The 16,643-nt window shown below is 53.9% G+C and carries 20 protein-coding genes; 14 read left to right on the top strand and 6 right to left on the bottom strand.

Features of this window, described 5'->3' with window-relative positions; genetic code table 11:
- Positions 1-26 precede the first annotated feature (26 nt).
- The 3 genes from budA (at position 27) to RCI_RS03565 (ending at position 2,101) form a co-directional block, all read left to right on the top strand.
- A complete protein-coding gene (gene budA / locus RCI_RS03555; protein WP_012035020.1) occupies positions 27-815 on the top strand; it encodes an acetolactate decarboxylase in 789 nt (262 codons plus the stop codon).
- 22 nt (positions 816-837) lie between these two features.
- Positions 838-1,599: a class I SAM-dependent methyltransferase gene (locus RCI_RS15670; protein ID WP_012035021.1), complete on the top strand. Its 762-nt coding sequence runs from the start codon at positions 838-840 to the stop codon at positions 1,597-1,599.
- A 67-nt stretch (positions 1,600-1,666) separates the two neighbouring features.
- A complete protein-coding gene (locus RCI_RS03565; RefSeq protein ID WP_012035022.1) occupies positions 1,667-2,101 on the top strand; it encodes a nucleoside deaminase in 435 nt (144 codons plus the stop codon).
- Positions 2,102-2,112: 11 nt separating this feature from the next.
- Here RCI_RS03565 and RCI_RS03570 read toward each other — a convergent pair whose 3' ends face one another.
- Complete coding sequence (locus tag RCI_RS03570) at positions 2,113-2,985, bottom strand: endonuclease/exonuclease/phosphatase family protein (RefSeq protein WP_231844934.1); 873 nt, start codon at positions 2,983-2,985, stop codon at positions 2,113-2,115.
- 624 nt (positions 2,986-3,609) lie between these two features.
- Here RCI_RS03570 and RCI_RS16910 point away from each other — a divergent pair.
- The 4 genes from RCI_RS16910 (at position 3,610) to RCI_RS03585 (ending at position 6,894) form a co-directional block, all read left to right on the top strand.
- Positions 3,610-3,765: a hypothetical protein gene (locus tag RCI_RS16910; RefSeq protein ID WP_158308862.1), complete on the top strand. Its 156-nt coding sequence runs from the start codon at positions 3,610-3,612 to the stop codon at positions 3,763-3,765.
- A 126-nt stretch (positions 3,766-3,891) separates the two neighbouring features.
- Entirely contained in the window at positions 3,892-4,362 is a 471-nt protein-coding gene (locus tag RCI_RS03575; RefSeq protein WP_148266509.1) for a hypothetical protein, read from the top strand.
- A complete protein-coding gene (locus RCI_RS03580; protein ID WP_394296430.1) occupies positions 4,359-5,666 on the top strand; it encodes a PrsW family glutamic-type intramembrane protease in 1,308 nt (435 codons plus the stop codon). The genes RCI_RS03575 and RCI_RS03580 overlap by 4 nt, the downstream gene beginning before the upstream one ends.
- Positions 5,667-5,997: 331 nt before the next feature.
- Positions 5,998-6,894 carry a hypothetical protein gene (locus tag RCI_RS03585; RefSeq protein WP_048197973.1) on the top strand — a complete coding sequence of 299 codons (897 nt, stop codon included), beginning with the start codon at positions 5,998-6,000 and terminating at the stop codon, positions 6,892-6,894.
- On the opposite strand, the gene RCI_RS03590 is transcribed toward RCI_RS03585, so the two are convergent.
- The gene (locus RCI_RS03590) at positions 6,891-7,193 is read right to left on the bottom strand and encodes an MTH865 family protein (RefSeq protein WP_012035027.1); all 303 of its coding nucleotides are present in this window, start codon (positions 7,191-7,193) and stop codon (positions 6,891-6,893) included. The genes RCI_RS03585 and RCI_RS03590 overlap by 4 nt on opposite strands.
- Before the next feature lie 169 nt (positions 7,194-7,362).
- On the opposite strand from RCI_RS03590, the gene RCI_RS03595 reads away from it, so the two are divergent.
- Entirely contained in the window at positions 7,363-8,121 is a 759-nt protein-coding gene (locus RCI_RS03595) for a response regulator (protein ID WP_052309896.1), read from the top strand.
- On the top strand, positions 8,094-8,438 hold the full coding sequence (locus RCI_RS03600; RefSeq protein ID WP_081477272.1) for a PAS domain S-box protein: 345 nt from the start codon (positions 8,094-8,096) through the stop codon (positions 8,436-8,438). The genes RCI_RS03595 and RCI_RS03600 overlap by 28 nt, the downstream gene beginning before the upstream one ends.
- A 619-nt stretch (positions 8,439-9,057) precedes the next feature.
- Here RCI_RS03600 and RCI_RS03605 read toward each other — a convergent pair.
- Positions 9,058-9,819, bottom strand: a complete 762-nt coding sequence (locus RCI_RS03605) for a tetratricopeptide repeat protein (RefSeq protein WP_012035028.1) — start codon at positions 9,817-9,819, stop codon at positions 9,058-9,060.
- Positions 9,820-10,111: 292 nt separating this feature from the next.
- Here RCI_RS03605 and RCI_RS03610 point away from each other — a divergent pair, with 292 nt between their 5' ends.
- The 4 genes from RCI_RS03610 (at position 10,112) to RCI_RS03625 (ending at position 14,663) form a co-directional block, all read left to right on the top strand.
- Positions 10,112-11,641 (top strand): IS1634 family transposase, encoded by a 1,530-nt coding sequence (locus tag RCI_RS03610; protein ID WP_012035029.1) that lies wholly within the window; start codon positions 10,112-10,114, stop codon positions 11,639-11,641.
- 474 nt (positions 11,642-12,115) lie between these two features.
- Complete coding sequence (locus RCI_RS03615; protein WP_012035030.1) at positions 12,116-12,682, top strand: tetratricopeptide repeat protein; 567 nt, start codon at positions 12,116-12,118, stop codon at positions 12,680-12,682.
- Between the two features lie 158 nt (positions 12,683-12,840).
- Positions 12,841-14,061, top strand: coding sequence for an MFS transporter (locus RCI_RS03620; protein WP_048197979.1), 1,221 nt, complete (start codon positions 12,841-12,843; stop codon positions 14,059-14,061).
- A 119-nt stretch (positions 14,062-14,180) separates the two neighbouring features.
- The gene (locus tag RCI_RS03625) at positions 14,181-14,663 is read left to right on the top strand and encodes a hypothetical protein (protein WP_012035032.1); all 483 of its coding nucleotides are present in this window, start codon (positions 14,181-14,183) and stop codon (positions 14,661-14,663) included.
- 78 nt (positions 14,664-14,741) lie between these two features.
- Here the strand turns inward: RCI_RS03625 and RCI_RS03630 are convergent, their stop codons facing one another.
- From RCI_RS03630 to RCI_RS03640, 3 genes are read right to left on the bottom strand one after another with little or no spacing between them, the layout of a single operon-like run.
- Complete coding sequence (locus RCI_RS03630) at positions 14,742-15,266, bottom strand: hypothetical protein (protein WP_012035033.1); 525 nt, start codon at positions 15,264-15,266, stop codon at positions 14,742-14,744.
- 16 nt (positions 15,267-15,282) lie between these two features.
- Entirely contained in the window at positions 15,283-15,744 is a 462-nt protein-coding gene (locus RCI_RS03635) for a ferredoxin-thioredoxin reductase catalytic domain-containing protein (RefSeq protein ID WP_012035034.1), read from the bottom strand.
- 53 nt (positions 15,745-15,797) lie between these two features.
- Positions 15,798-16,076 (bottom strand): glutaredoxin family protein, encoded by a 279-nt coding sequence (locus RCI_RS03640; protein WP_012035035.1) that lies wholly within the window; start codon positions 16,074-16,076, stop codon positions 15,798-15,800.
- 154 nt (positions 16,077-16,230) lie between these two features.
- On the opposite strand from RCI_RS03640, the gene RCI_RS03645 reads away from it, so the two are divergent.
- On the top strand, positions 16,231-16,509 hold the full coding sequence (locus tag RCI_RS03645) for a hypothetical protein (RefSeq protein ID WP_048197981.1): 279 nt from the start codon (positions 16,231-16,233) through the stop codon (positions 16,507-16,509).
- The last annotated feature ends 134 nt before the right edge of the window (positions 16,510-16,643 follow it).

Consider the following 16,643-nt stretch of genomic DNA (forward strand, 5'->3'; position numbering starts at 1 on the left):
TAACCATCCGGCCATAGTCAACGGATATGCTAAATATTGGCAGGTTATCAGCTTTACTCATCATTATCACAGCCGTTCTGGCAGCAGGGTGCACTCAGCCGGCGGAGACTGCGCCGGATCGGGAAACCATGTACCAGGTGTCGACCTTCAGCGCCCTCTCTCAGGGGGTTTACGAAGGAATTATACCGGTCGTAACCCTGCTGCAGAATGGAGATACAGGCCTCGGCACGTTCGACGCCCTTGACGGCGAGATGGTCTGCCTTGAGGGAAAGGTATACCAGGTAAAGGGAGACGGGACAGTAGTAGAGACGGGCGATAACGTTACCGTCCCGTTTGCGGCCGTGACCTTTTTCGATGCTGACAGCACGAGGCAGCTGGAAGGTTTACAGGGCTTGAGCAACCTGACGACGCTGATCGACGCTGAGCTTCCGTCCGATGCCACTATGTATGCCCTGAAAGTCCACGGCAACTTTTCGCACGTGAAGACCAGAAGTGTCCCTGCTCAGGAAAAGCCGTATCCTGCCTTAGTAGATGCGGTGAAGAACCAGTCGGTCTTCGAGAGGGAGAACGTCTCGGGCACGATCGTCGGCGTGCGATTCCCCGCATATATGGACGGTGTGAACGTTGCCGGATACCATTGCCACTTCATCTCTGATGACAGGCAGTTCGGCGGCCACCTGCTGGACTGTACGCTGGAGAACGGGACGCTGATGATCGACGGGACAGACCGGTTTGTCATGGTGCTCCCAAGGGGCATGCAAGGCGTGGATTCGGCCAAGGCGGATAGCTCTGTAGTGAGCGCTATTGAACAGTAGGTAAGAAATTCAAGCGGTGTTTATGACAATCGCCGACCCTGACCACACCCTTCCCGGCGAGCTGTGGACAGCGGCAGGCTTCGACGAGCACCCGGGGGGCGGTAAGGCCACTGAGCGGCTGCAGAAAATGGCAGGAGTCGCCCCTGGTCAGCGAGTCCTCGACATGGGCTGCGGCGCAGGCCGCACGGCTGACATGCTGGCAAAAAGCGGCGTCAGCCCGATCGTCGTAGATTTAGATGCCGGGGTACTGATAAAGGCCAGAGCTCTGGCAACCCGGAGCGGTACCTCGGAAAAGCTAAGTTTCATACAGGCAGACTTGCATCACCTGCCATTTAAAGAAGGGACTTTCGACGCTGCCCTGGCTGAGTCAGTGCTGGCATACTGTGATGCTGCCCATGTGGTCAGGGAAAGTTACCGGGTTTTAAAGCCGGGAGGCGCTTTCGGCTTTAACGAGCTCACCTATCTGCACGCCCCGGATCCGGCGCTGAAGGCCGTGCTTCGACATACGCTGAAGGCCTCGCCACACCTCGAGAGGGAGTGGAAGCTCATTTTCCGGAGCGCAGGGTTTGCTGAGGTCGTCAGCACAATATCGAAAATCAGCCTCCGGGCACAGTTCCTGAGCCGGCTGAAGACAGGCGGCATGCTGGCGGGCGCCGGGAGGCTCGCAGGATGCTTAGCCAGGCCGGAGATCGCCAGGTCGCTACTTAATCCCGGAATCAGGGGCATAGTCATGAAGTTCCGGTCGTCTGTCGGCTACGGGCTGTACGCAGGCAGGAAACCTTGATCTGGCTAACCGCCGCCCTTAAAGATTTATACACCCTTTCGGTATATGATCAGAGCGGTGACTTTGAATGGACGTTTTCATGCAGGCGGCGATCGACGAGGCGAAGAAAGGGCTGGCTGAAGGCGGCATACCTATCGGCTCCGTGATGGTGATCAACCGCAGGATAGTGGGCAGCGGCCACAACAAGCGGGTTCAGGACGGCGACCCGGTCATGCATGCCGAGATCGACTGCCTCCGCAGCGCAGGCAGAGTCGGCCGGTACAAGGATGCCGTACTATACTCCACCTTGATGCCCTGCTACTTATGCGCCGGGGCAGTGGTCCAGTTCGGCATTAAGAAAGTCATCGTGGGCGAATCGAAAAACTTCGAGGGCGCCCGGGCTTTCATGGAAGCCCACGGCGTCGAAGTCGTGGATCTGGACCTGCCCGAGTGCAAGGACATGATGGCAGAGTTCATACAGAAGAATCCCGCCCTGTGGTTCGAGGATATAGGTAAGCTCTGAGCGTTCGAGCACTATTGTTCCGACTCTTCCACCGTCATGTTTAACAGCTGCCGGGGATTGGTTTGGGCGAGGTGGGGCTTGAATTCTACTTCTATAGCTGAGTGGCCGCTGAGCTTTTTCTCCCGGAGGTAGTGCAGGTATCTGCACTCTACCGGGTTGAGCGATTCGGAAGCGAAGACGTGGTCGTACCTGCGCCCGGTGCGCTGGCCATCTGTGGTTTCGTAGAGGCTGTACTCGGGCCTGTTGAGATACAGCTTGCGGTACACGTCAACGAGATCGTACTCGCTCAGCTTTTCCAGGATGTTCCGCTCGCCGGTGTCCCACCGCTGGCCCCAGTACTTCTGGAGGACGATTTCGCCGGTGCGCTTGCGCTTCTGGCCCCAGGTGACGATCCGGCCGTCCGGCAGCTCTTCCTGAGGTGTGCTGAAGTCGCCGCAGAGGATGCGGGGGTACTGAGCCGGGTTCGCCAGTGCTTTGTAGATGCCTTCGAGAGTCTCGATTTTTTTAACGTTGTTATAGTCCCCGGAGGGAATGTGAGCCGTGTGCAGCAGCACGTCGCCCCACGGGCCGATGATGAAGCAGGACAGGACTTTTTCGGGCCACGGCACGTCGAACTTAAGGGGGGAGGAGATCAGCGGCCATCTACTGGCGATCAGTTCTCCAAAGCTGTTGCTCCTGAGCCGGGTCAGGTACTTGACGGACTGGAAGCTGTCGACGATGCTGTAATATCCGGCCGCCTTGAGCTGTTCCCTGTAGGTGGGCGCCGTTTTGGCTGTCACTTCCTGGAGTGCCACAACGTCGGGCTGCAGATTCTTGAGCTGCTCGACCTGAGCGGACATGTGTCCGCCGTACCCGCCCATGACGTTCCAGGAGATGAGTCGCATGATATTCCTCGCTGTAAGGTTTAGGACATAAAATATTATATACCTATCAGTAGGGCAGGCTGTCTCATAATTCGTTTTCACTATACAATAAGGAACTAATTATCACTATTAGAGAAACAGTACGATCTTGTACTCTATGTTCGCCCGCCAGGACGCCTGCAATTGCAGGCGTCCGATGCGGGCGATGCGATGACGATCGCTGCGCTGTGCTCGGACACAGATTGTACAGATTATACAGATTAGACAGATGGTCGTCGAATCAGACTGGTAAAGGCGATCATTACCTGTTTTATCTATGGTATTCATCTGTGCAATCTGTACAATCTGTTAAATCTGTGTCCCAGCACAGCGCAGCGATCGTCTTGCTGTCTCACCGAATCAGGGCAATCAGAGAACGCACAGCGCAGCGATAGTGTGCAGATCGCATTCGAGAACGCCTGTCAGGGCATGCGTTCAAAAGGCGTACATCCTGGCAAGATCGAATTGTACTTTGGGCAGCGCATTATCTTAACAGGCAACCACAATGAATTATGAGACAGCCTGAGGGGTGGATGGCGGGGACAGAGAAAATGGAACATCAGAAGATATATGCGTCCGAGTGGCAGATGATCTGTAAGTGATACGATGAAGAAAGTAGCCGTAAGCGAACATAAGATTGAGTTAGTAAGAAAAGCTATGAAAGCCAGCGGCCTTGACCCGGACGGGCTGAGCGACTCGGACATCGTAGACCACGCGCTGACAGTGGCCGAGATATATTTCCTCGGAGACGAGGAAGAATAAGCTGGCCATAGAGCGGCAATACTTTTTTACGCAAATTGTCCGATGGCAGCCGGTTTTCGGACTTCGGAACCTTTATCAGCAGTAATCGCTTAGTAGAGTACTTAAAGATAATATGGTGATTGGGTTATGACCGATAATCGCAGATATCGTCTGAGGATCAGGTTCCACAGGTGGTCGTGGGCCTGCCTGGCGCTGGCGTTTCTCTTTGCTTTGCCAGGGTTGCTGATCCTGTTCAATCCGGTGTTCCACGCAACAGGCATGAAAGATCTGGCCTCTGCAGGAGACAACATGAAAAACACCTCCAACGGCCAGAAAGCCACAATGGGGTCTGCAGGGGCATCGGCTGCTGCTGCGGCCGCGGCGGCATCAGGAAGGGATCCGTCTCCGAAGACTCCGATAAAAAGGCCTGCAAGAGCAGATCCAGAGGATGACGGGCCGAGTGATCCGTTCAGGAAGAAGACCGGCTCCGGCAAAGACATCCCCGGTTTCGACCCGAAAAGGCCGTCGGGGACCAATACGGGGAGCAGTAGCGGCAGTGGTTCTGATGGTACCAGCTGGAAAGACTGGTTTTTGCCTGACTGGTGGCCGTGGAAGTGATCTGTTTGGCTGACGATAATCAATCTATGGCCGGACAGGCCCCTCAGCAGGCTGTTCAGCAGATGGCACCTCCTTCCGCTCCACCTGAGGCAAAGACTACTGCAGCCCCCGGCGCACCCTCGAAGCTGCCGAAAATAGAGTTCTGGACAGGGGTACGCATCGCGGCTTTCGGGATCATCATCCTCTGGACGCTGGTCAATATCGCCCTCTTCTGGGCGAACGGCGTCACTCCCCGCGGGCTGATCTGGGCATTCTGGTGGCCCACGTTCTTTATGGTGCAGTTTACGGTTTTCACCACGCCCTGGCGGGCGGTGAAGGCGAAAGAGATGGTGAGGATGTTCCTGATCGGCATGGGCATCGTGTTTTTCGCCGTTTACTTTGCAGAACTCGCAATGGTTGCCGCCATCACGGCATTCCCGGAGATCAATCCGATCCGCCTGTTCCTCGGCCTCGATTTCGTGCTGGGGAGCTACGACCCGATGTCTGACGTGGCTTCGCCCGTGGTCGAGGAGGTCTTCAAAGTCCTCCCCGTGATCATCTACCTGCTGGTAGCCGGGCACGGGTACTGGAAGAGGGCGCTGGGCCCGCTGGACGTCGCCCTGCTCTGCGGGTCGGTGGGCGCCGGGTTCCACGTCATGGAGAACATCGCCCGGGTGACCAACAGTTACATGGGTACCCTGGGCTGGGACAGGTCTGTCAGGCCGGCCAGCTTTGGTATCGACCCCTTCTTCCTGTTCCCCGACATGTACCATGGGAGCGTATCTGTATGGCCAGGTCATGCCGAGACTGCCATGCTGATCGGGCTTTTCCTGGGCTTCGGCCTGATGCTCCGCAAAAAGCTGCCCTACGTCTGGGCCATTTTACCGGCACTGGCGATGGTATGGATGATCTGGCTGCACCTGCTGATCAACTACCTGAGACCAGGCTCACCACAGTTCTGGGCTAAACTAGTAATGGCCATGAACCTGAACGGCGGCCTGGTCCAGTACGTCCTGATACTCGGGCTACTGCTGGCCATAGGAGTGTCCATGGCCACGAAATTCCTGTTCCTGCAGGTGGACAGGAAGGCTACGTTGAAAGTGGTGGGCACAGAGGCGCTGGAGTACGTTAAAGCCCACCGGAATGAGCCGCTCCTCATCTTGAAAAAGCTGTGGAGCCTCCGGCACTTCTGGGCTTATCGCCATGCCCTCGCGTATGGAGTCTTCTACGCAAACCAGCAGAAGCCGGAGGAAAGAGAGGAATGGCTGCCGTGGCTGTACGACCTGCGCCAGATGGCGCTGGGCAAACCGGAGGAGGAAGCTTAGCGGGCTAACAGAGCTATTGTCTGGCGCCTGCCCGACAATAGCTTTTTTAACATGAGCCTGATAAAATATGAATTACAGGAGGCTGAACATATGTTAAATATAAAGTATTTGATTGTCGCTATAGTACTGGTAGAACTGGCGTTGATGGTAACCGGGTGCTGCAGCTGCTGCGGATCTTCTGGCTATGGTACAGGTGTCTGATACTGCTTCACTTTGGCTGGCAAAAGCAATGTGGCTGAGACAGTAAAAGTGACTAATTTCTCTCTTTTTTATCCGCACTATTAAGGGTGGTAAGGGAAAGTTTTTGGCTCACCGGAGTGCAGCAACAGGCATGAGAGATACTGGCGACGCCAGCGATAATTTTGAGATCAATTTACAGTCGGATGCCGACGCGTCTATTGCCCGCGTCTTCTTCGAAGGAGAGTGGCATGGCGACCTCGATGAGGCCCGGGATTTACTGAGTTCGGTCAGCGGGGCACTGGCAAATAGAGGCAGGCTCGATTTCCTGGTGCTGTATGGAGGCTTCCTGGTCCTTCCCTGGCCAGATACAGTAAAGAGATGGTCGGTCGGAGACCCGGTGAGCCCGCCCTCAAAGATTGTAGATCAGCTGCTGGATTACGGAGAGAGTAACTTCAGGCATCTCGTGGGCGGCGCGATCGGCCGCAGGCTCGGCAAGGTGACACGCCATATAACCATGGGAGTGGACCTGTATTTCTTTATGGGCTCTGTCTGGGACCCTCACGCTGAACTGACCTTCGCAGCGGACCTCGATACGGGTCAGGTATGGCGCACCGGCAAATCGTACCCGAATCCCCGGCAGCAGCACGGGCTCATACGTGTGGCCGATTTGCAGAGCCATTTCATCGATGCGGGGAAGAGGAAGGTGATGCTGCTGGGCTGCCACGACATGAACATGTTCAGCCCCCGATCAGCTCATAACGCCCGGGGCTGGCGATCTGACACAATCAGGGAGTTTAAGCGGCTGACGGCCGAAAAAAATCCCGACCTTCTCATCTGGCACCCCCATAAGTCGGACACCCCCCGGACCTGGCTGGCAGGGCTGTGCGGGCTGAAAAGAGGCCTGCCCGGCATCAGCTATGCAGGAGCAGGCATATATTACAATGACGGCATGGCACCCCGGGCAAGCCTGAGCAAGGTATTGCAGGGCACTAAAAACATTGCGACGCTTGATATCGTAGTGAAAAGAAAAAGAGAAAGCCGGCCTTAGATGGGGCAGCGGGTGGTCAGGATCGTCGCCAGATCGCCGGCATTTTTGATCGGGAAGTCACTCTTGTCGAGGTGCTCGATCAGGTCGTACATGGTCCACTGACTGCCTTTATTAGAGCACGCCATAGGGGTGGATTTGGGGAAAACCTTGAGCAGCTCGTCCTTGCTGGTGATGGGGAACCGGATGCCCGCTCCTTCGACCATCTCCACAATCTTCACCTTCATCATGTCCAGCTCTTTGACAGCATTTGTGCCTGGCGCCTGAGAGTGCTCTGAGTATACTGGTTTGTCAATCGTCAAGATATCACCATATACGTATTAGACGAGGTTATTCAATAAGCTTCTCTATAATAGGCTGGTTCAGAAGCGATGACACCCCCGCAGCAGTCCCTTCTTTTCCGAAATCGAATTACTAAAACCGGATTACAGCAATGTTTTTAATGTTTATGATGCATTAGATCACCTGTTTATGAATGAGCGTATCCTGATAGTCGAAGACGAAGCGATTGTTCTGCTGGACATTCGCAGTCGTCTCATCGGGCTCGGCTATAATGTCGTCGGAACAGCTTCGACTGGCGAAGAAGCCATTGTCAAGGCTAACGCGACCAGGCCTGACGCGATACTGATGGACATCGGCCTCAAGGGCAACATAGACGGCATATCCGCGGCAGAGGAGATACGGAAGACACAGGATACCCCGATTATATATCTGACTGCCAATTCGGACATCACCACCCTTCAGCGGGCGAAGATCACCGGGCCTTTCGGCTATGTGCTCAAGCCGTTCGACGAGCGGGAGCTCAGGGTCACCATAGAAATGGCCTTGTACAAGCACCGCATGGATCGGGACCTGTACGACGCCCGGCAGTGGCTGAAAGTGACGCTCAGGAACATCGGCGAAGGCGTCATCGCCTCGGACGACTCCGGCGGTGTCAAGTTCATGAATACGGCCGCCGAAACGCTGACAGGCTGGGCACTTAAAGATGCGGCGGGGAAAGACGTCTACTCGATCTTCCGGCTGGAAGACATAGAGAAGACCCCGACTTGTGGTAACCAGGCCAGCCTGGTCAGCAAGGAAGGCCACAGGAGACCGATCGATTACATGCTGATCCCAATAGAGGATGACTGGGGCAGAGTAATGGGTACGATCGCGATCTTCAAGGATATCACAGAGCAGAAACAGGCAGAAAAAAACTGTCGATGGCGGAGGAGCAGCTATGCGCCATAACGACGTTGATATCAGACGCTATTTTTACCTGCGATTCAAGAGGCAGGATTAAGTGTGCTAATCCCGCCGCAGCCAGCCTGATTGGAATGAAGGCAGAAGCCATGGCAGAGAAAAATCTGCTGGATACGGGCATCTTCAGCGAGGCCGACGCCCGGAAGATCGCTTCGCTCTTTGAGAAGGCGCTGAGTACCGGCATCGCAGGCCGGGAAGTTGTCAGCCTGTCGGGAAAAGACGGTGCGGTTTCGGCGAGGACTATTCAGGCCATGGCCCTTAGAGCCGGGCAAGAGCCGATGCTGCTAGTGACTATCACATTTTGATGTAATCAATAACTTAGAGTTTGTCCTGTAGGGCTCCGCATGTCGAAGACCGAAGGACGAAAGTTATGCGATCCATATAAACTCTGGTAAAAAAATGGGAGGGCGGCGATTTGAGGCTCGCCGCGGGCCTTTGATGTTTAGCCCCTCTGGATACTACTGGTGCTTCCGTGGATGGAGTCAAACCGTATTGGTGTCAGCCTTGACTTGATTGTGATTGGATTGTACGTATCAGTTCTGCCCTGGCCGGGCTTCACCTTTTACAATATTGAGTAGAACTCAGAACTATAAAGGTATTTTGTATTTTCCGGATAATTACAATTTTGGAAATTAAATTCGTCAGATAAAGAAAATGTTAAATAGCTATTGCCGGTCTGGAACGATCAACTAAAATATGAAAGAACATTATTATTTATCAGGCCATATGTGAGCCTGCACTCAGGCTATATAAGAGCCTGCACTCAGGCTATATAAGAGCCTGCACTCAGGCTATATAAGAGCCTGCACTCAGGCTATATAAGAGCCTGCACTCAGGCTATATAAGAGCCTGCACTCAGGCTATATAAGAGCCTGCACTCAGGCTATATAAGAGCCTGCACTCAGGCTATATAAGAGCCTGCACTCAGGCCGTATGAGAGCCTGCAGTCAGCGCATCGATGCAGGACCGCACGTCGTCGTTGAACGGTTCGGCGATCAGCACTTCGTTGAGCAGTTTCAGGCCTTCGGTGCGCAGGCATTGATCCTGGCTGAGGCTGAGTGCCATGCCCAGGCTTATCCGGGCATCCATGCTCTCAGGATCGATGCCGAGGGCAGTCCTGAACTCGGCGATGGCGTTTACCAGGTGCTCTTCGTTAATGTGGGCTTCGTCAGACCGGGCCAGTTCGAGCAGCGCCTGGCCAAGGCCGCAATGATAGTCAGAATAGTCAGGATCTATAGCCACGGCTTCCCGGAACGAATCGATCGCCTCGAGTAGGTTCCCGCATGCCATCAGGCTGCGGCCGATGGCACAGTAGACGTCACCGAGGGCGCACCTGGACTCATAGTCCTCGGGATTCAGGCGAATAGCTTCGCAGAGCTCCTTATACGCATCGTTATACTCGCAGTTTTTCAGCAGCGCGACCCCGAGATTGTAGTGGTAGAAGCCTTCGGCAGGGTTGAGCCGGATAGCTTCCCGGTATTCATGGATGGCGTCGGACAGAAACCCGTTCAGTTCCAGGATCGTGCCATTTGTATAGTGATACATCTCGAGGACCGTATTCAAATCGCACTCCTCGATGCTCTTCAGGGCATAGTCCGTCTCTTCGCCCGGATCCCCCGAAAAGTCAGCGGCTGCGAGACCGGAGTTTTGATCGCTTTCATGAGTAGAGTTGTCCCTGGCCCACATACGCATTCACTATAATCATGTACATATCCGACGAAAGATAATACTTCGCTCATAAATAGCCAATTGGGAATATGTAATTACTATGTTTCAGTTTATTTTTAAAATTAAATATATAGCAGAGCTACGGCTTATTTTTACTGGATTGAAGCATACTCTTCTCGTATAATACAGTGGAAATACCTGGCAGCCTGAGTTCTCTGGTTTTTAACTGCATGATCTGAAGGGATCGTGGTTCTGTTTGTGTTTCTGGTGCCATAATCCTTAAATATTTTATGCGCTTAAATAAGCGCATATGAAGAGTAGTGTGAGGGTTAAACGGATCAACGGTAAGGAGTACCTGTACGAGGACACGCCATACTATGATAAGGAGAAAAAACAGATCCGGCATCGCTCACGCTATCTTGGTAAAAACGTTGATGGTAAACCGGTTAAGAAGGTTAAGGCTCCGAGGAACACGTATCATTACGGTGAGTTTTTACCGTTGCTCGATACGGTGAAGAAACTGGGATTGGAAGAGATCCTCTCCGAGTACCTCAGTGATGAGAAGGCCAGAATGCTTTTAGCGTTGAGCTTTAACCGGGTGGTCCGTCCCTTGCCGTTCTACCAGGCAGCGTCATGGTATGAGACTACATGGCTCCAGAATGAATGGGGACTGGACCTCTCGGGGCCACGGATCAGCGAACTCTTGTCTATGATCGGGGAGAGCAGCATACCAGATAAATTCGCCCGGAGATTGATTGAGAGGGATGCACCCCAGGGCTCTTTAATCTATGATATTACCAGCATATCCAGCTACTCCCGGCAGATCGGGTTGTTAGAGCATGGGTATAACCGGGAGCATACCGACACCAGACAAGTGAACATGGGCCTGGTTATAGATAAAGAGAAGACGATACCTCTGCTGTATGACGTCTACCCGGGAAGTATTACAGATGTGTCCACTCTTCTTAACACTGTTAAGAAGATGAGGGCGATGGGTGTTCAGGATTGTACTCTCATTCTTGACCGGGGGTTCTTCAGCACTGGCAATATCGACGAGCTCATGAAAAGCACTTTGAAATTCGTGGTTCCGGCCACATATCAACTGAAAACTGTCAAACAACTGGTATCCAAGATGCATCGTAGTATCAATGATCCTAACAATCTTCACATGTACGGTAAAGAAACCCTGTTCGTTAAAAGCGTAGAGTTGGATGTGGGAGAACACTGTTTGAAAGGCTATTGTTACTATAGTCTACGGAAAGAGCATGGCGACGAGGACTCGTTCTACAGGAAGCTGCATGACCTGAAAGCACGCCTGGAACGCTTCGAACTGAAAAAATGGATGAAACCCTACCACGTATTCCAGGAGACCTGCGCAGGGTACACGCAATACTTCACATGGAAACTGGTTGAGGGACGGTTCCAGGTAAAAATTAAGAAGAATGCTGTGGCTCAACGGGTAAACAAGATGGGATTGTACATCCTTTTCACTAATGATACCCTGTCATGGGATGAATGTCTCAGCACATATAAAAGCCGTGACCTGGTCGAAAAAGGATTCGACATCCTTAAGAACGACCTGGAAGCCAGACCCCTGAACATACAGAAAGAGAGCACGCTTAAAGGACTCCTGTTCGTAAATTTCCTGAGCCTCATCCTAAAAATGAGACTGCTCCGTATGATGAAAGACACCGGCCTCCACGAAAAATACACTATCGACTCATTGCTGTTCGAACTGGAAAAGATCAAGAAAATAGAACTTGAAGACGGCACCCAGGTGACCACTGAATTGACGAAAAAGCACAAAGAACTCCTGAAACCACTAGGATTATGCGCCTAAAACCACGAGAACTCAGGTGGCAGGGCTTTCCCTCCTCCCCCAGGACGTGCAAAGTTCAGCAGTAAACGTTCCATGAAAAATCTGGGTCTGGGAGGTATTGAGAGGTCGTAGAGGAGGTCAGAGAGGTTCACGGAGTTTAGAGAGGATACGTTCAAGCTGGGAGGTCAGGGAGGTCAGAGAGGTCTGAGAGGAGGTTATGTGAGGTACCCGGAGGTCGGAGAGAATTACTTAAAAAATCCTCCCAAACCTTTCCACACTCTCAGACCTCCTCTCTGACCTCTCTACCCTCTCAGCCCTCCCAGCTTGAAAATCCTCCCATACCTCCCGGGAACTCCCCGACCTCCAGGAGTTTTTCATCGACTTAACTTGAAAAACCAGTTTTCATGAGGTAAGTGCATAGAGAATTGGGAGGGACTCCTCGCGCTTTCCCCGGAGAAATTTAATATATAAAATATAGTATATGAATTCTTTGGTATGCCAGCGACAGACTATTTCTCCCGGACATTATCGGCTATCCAGAGCCTGGTCAGACCACAGGCCGCACATCCCACACGTAATAATGCCGGCGAACTGCGCTATTCCCTCGCTGCGCTGCATTATGAGCAGGGACGGGTGGATGATGCGATCAAAGACCTGGAGGCGGCTCTTCACCTGGACAGGAGCCATGCGGATGCCCATTACCTGCTGGCCAGGATCTACGAGGACAGGGGTGACATGGCTGGCGCAATCCGGGAGTATCGCAGCGCTATCAGGTCAGATCCGGTCCGGCTCATGTATCGCCTTTCTCTGGGCATGGCGCTGGAAAAGACGGGAGATACGAAAGCGGCGATTAAGGAGTATCATATAGCGATACAGACAGCGCCGTATGACGCGGAGGCCCATTTCAGGCTCGCTGCTGCGCTGGACAGCGTCGGAGCACTGGATGAGGCGATTCTGGAGTACAAAGAGACGCTCAAGTTAGACCCCTCGATGAAAGACGCTTCCATATGTTACCAGTCCGCCTTAAAACGGCAGAGAACTGTGCAGAAGAGCAGCAAGTAGCGTTTTTACCCTTACCGGCCGCCGGCGAAAAAGTTAACGGATAGTACCGGATAGTATGTAGAGACCCGGCTGCGCAGCCATTCATGACTTATCCCTGTATGGCGCCTGCGACATGCCACACGTATTTCACCACACTGACTAAACCCCGTATGGTAGCGATGGTTTCCGAGAGAGTACAGCTGGCGATCCTGATAGCGGGGATGTTTTTTCTGAGCCTCGGGTTCAGCGTCATCATGCCCGTATTGCCCTACTATTCTCAGAGCATGGGAGCCTCGGCTTTCGACCTCGGCCTGCTTATGGCGTCATATTCTGTCATGCAGCTGATCTTCACTCCTTTTCTGGGCGAGCTTTCGGACCGGGTCGGCCGAAAGCCGGTGTTTCTGATCGGCCTCTTCGGCTATGGCGTCTCCTTCCTGATCTACGGCTTTGCCACACAGCTCTGGATGCTGTTTGCCGCCCGCATGATCGGCGGCATCCTGTCCGGAGGCATATACCCTGCGTCGCTGGCTTATATTGCGGACATAACAAGCCATAAAGAGCGGGGAAGGATCATGGGAATGCTCGGAGCATCGTCCGGCCTCGGCATGATTTTCGGCCCTGCCCTGTCCGGAGGCCTCTCCATCTGGGGCCTGACGGTGCCGTTTTTCACCATTGCGGCAGCGTCGTTCGGCTTCGTGGTCCTCGGGTACCTGCTGCTGGAAGAGTCGAGGTCTGTGGACGTACACCGGATCCGCCCGGGTAAAGTTTCGATCCTTGCTCCCCTGCGCTCGAGGCTCTGGATTTTGTTCCTGCTTGCGCTGCTCGTCACTCTGCTAATGTCAGGATTTCAGAGCGTCTTTGCCTATTACCTGATGGGCCGTTTCGGAGTGATGGATACACCTTCAGCCATGCCGGTGCTGGGAACCACGATGATGGTAACTGGGCCCACTATCATGGCTATCATGTTCACAGTCATGGGCATCACTGGCGTCATATGCCAGGGCATATTACTGGGCATGACTATTGAGATGATCGGTGAGAGACATACGGTGATCACCGGCATGTTCATAGCCGCTGCCTCGTTCTTCCTGATCCTGGCCGCTACGGAGCTTGTTTCACTGATGATGTTCTCGTGCACTCTGGCGCTGGGAACGGGGCTGGTCACCCCGTGCCTGAACTCCCTGGTCTCGAAACGCACCGACGAGGAACACCAGGGGGCGGCTATGGGAGTGATAGGCTCTTACAACAGCGTCGGCAGAATCGCAGGGCCGCCTCTGGGAGGGCTTTCCTTCGACGTCCACATGGGCCTGCCGTTCACGATCCTGGGCTTGCTGGCCGGCATGGGCGGGATGGTAGCCATGGCAATAGCCTTACGCCTGCGTAAGCAAGAGCGGAGGTGACCGGAGAAAATATTTATGGCTTCCCGGCACTGTGGTTTTTGCAAGAAAAGACTACGGCAGGAATCGTAGCTTAAGTAACGCTTATAGGTATATAAATCATAATTATGCATGGTGAAAGAATGGATAAGTTCATGATAATTACACTCACAGTGACTGCCTTGCTGCTCGTTGTGGCAGGCGGAGCAATCGTCTACTCATCGTCTGCCGGCGAAGTCGTCAACACATCAGGAGATGCAATGAAGATCGCAGAGAAGTTCATATCTACAGAGGCTACATTCAAGTTCGACGGCATGCCTGACACACTGACCTTCAAGCCTGCAGTCGCTAAGACTCCCGATACTTACGAGATCATCGTAGAGTTCACCAGCAGGAGCGCTGGATTTGGTGACCGGAGCGACATGATGACAGCCCAGGTACTCACGCCGCATGAGGCAGTGATCACGGTAGAGAAGGGCGTAGTAATTTCGGCTGTCATGGATGGCCAGTGGGACATGCTGACCCAGAAAGCTATAGAGAGTCCTGCCACTATGCCACGGCTCGAGGGTAACACAGTCATCCCCACTGTGCAGGACGATGGCACAGGTAACCAGCCTCAGCTATAAATACGGGCCTGAGCGCCCGGCTTCTTTTTAACAGATCAGCCCGCCTGGACCAGGTGGCATCAAGAGGATTAGGGAAAGCTACTTCGCGTATACCAGCACCAGGATAACCCCGGGGCATCCCGGGGCCATCTCTTTATGGTAGAAGGGCACCACCTTGACGCCTTTCGGCAACGGAGATCCGTATGCCTCGAAGAGGGCATCCCACCGGGCAGTCAGGTCATGGCCGGGCTGCAATGTCCAGGCCTTTCTGAAGCACTCTACCAGCCATGGCCGGATCTTGTAAAGCACGAGCCCGTCATCGAGAAACGCCTCCAGTGCCTCATGGGTGATCTCAGTTACGAAATAGATGTGACCATCTACAGTGGCTGCGCTGAAGAGGTCGTTGACCCGCTGGCTAAAGCCGCCGGTGCACTCCTGGTTACCGTACGCTTCCGCCACGAGCCGGAAAAACCCGAGCGTCTTCATGTTCCGGTAGACCTTGTAGACCTGGCTCAGCCCGCAGTCGTCTCCAGAACCCCGGTCGTGGCCGCCCGACTCGATGATCTTCCCGACTTCGGCTGCCACGTCTATGTTTACCGCTTTAAGCCTGTGCAGGGGGATCATCCGGTTACCTTCCGACCTACATAAACCGCTCAAAGCGATCCTTACTGACCTTGCAGACCGGGCAAACGCCCGGAGGCTCTTCCCTGGCACACAGGTATCCGCAGACCTTACACCGCCATACCGGATACTTCAGAGAGACGCCAGCCCCGGGAGAGGCTGTTGCAGCCATGGCAGGGGTCACCGAGACTTCCCGGGGCTGCCTGCGCTCGGGCACCGGAGCCAGCTTCTTTAAGCCCTGGAAAACCTCATCGGAAACGTAGAGCCCGCAGTAGCAGGCGCTGAACTGGGCTAAGTCAGGGTCGCGGTAATCGCATGGACAGATGATGTCGAGGTCTTCCTCTCGCTGTCCCGTCGCCAGCCTGCACGGGCAGGCGATATAGCCATACCGGCCTTTATTGATCAGCAGCCCCTTCACCAGTGCCCTGGTGAAATTCTGGTCAGGGTTCAGGCGATAGCCGCCCCTCTCAGCGTCCCGCAACAGCTGCTCGTGGAAGGCCCGGACTTCGGAATCATCCGGTTCTATGTTGCCGGTCAGGCCAGCACCTCCCGAATTTCGTCTTCCCGGAAGCCGACGATGACTTTGCTGTTATTGATCACCAGCGTAGGGAAAGACCGGGATTTGTTCCACCTGGCCATCTCAGCCACGGTCCGGTCGAATTCTGCACCGCTAAGAAGGTCGACGTAGACGTAAGAATATTCTACGCCAAGTTCGGTCAGCAGTTCCCGGGTTTTACCGCACCATACACATGTACTCAGCGCGTACAGCACGACTTCGCCGTTTTTCCGGCCTGGGACATGTTCCATAGACATATAACTGGAGAATCTCTCGCTCTTGTTATTAATACTTGCTACCCAGGCTCTGGCGTCTGCTCCGCAGATATCCCAAAAAAACAGGCTTTAGTTGCGATAAATCATCCTACGAGATTTTGCCGGGCAAAGAAAATGATCTTAACGGGTGTTAGAGATGTACAGGGTATACGAGTACGAAGCGACGCGGACTTGCCCGTCGTGCTACGGCCAGGAGACTGTCCCTGTCGCAGCTTACGTCAACGAGGATACGGGAAAAGAGACTGTGCTGGCAAAGCGGATCCGGTGCGATCGACATGCGGGCTCTCAGGTGCCCTGCAAGCTTAGCAAACCCATAGGCACGATTATGGAAATCAGAATGGCCAGTGCGGACGCTTACGACTATATGGTCGAAAAAATCCGCAGTGGATACGGGATATCGTATATCGAGCGGTGATCCCGGCCTATGCTGAAGAAGCAGGTAAAACCATGGTATAGAGGTGAGCGGCGGGATGATGCCCGCCGCCGGCTACCCAGGTTCTGGCAAGATAGAACGAGCGCACTAACGAGGTCTGCTGAGTACTGCACCCG

It is taken from the genome of Methanocella arvoryzae MRE50 (genome assembly GCF_000063445.1).
Lineage (GTDB): Archaea > Halobacteriota > Methanocellia > Methanocellales > Methanocellaceae > Methanocella_A > Methanocella_A arvoryzae.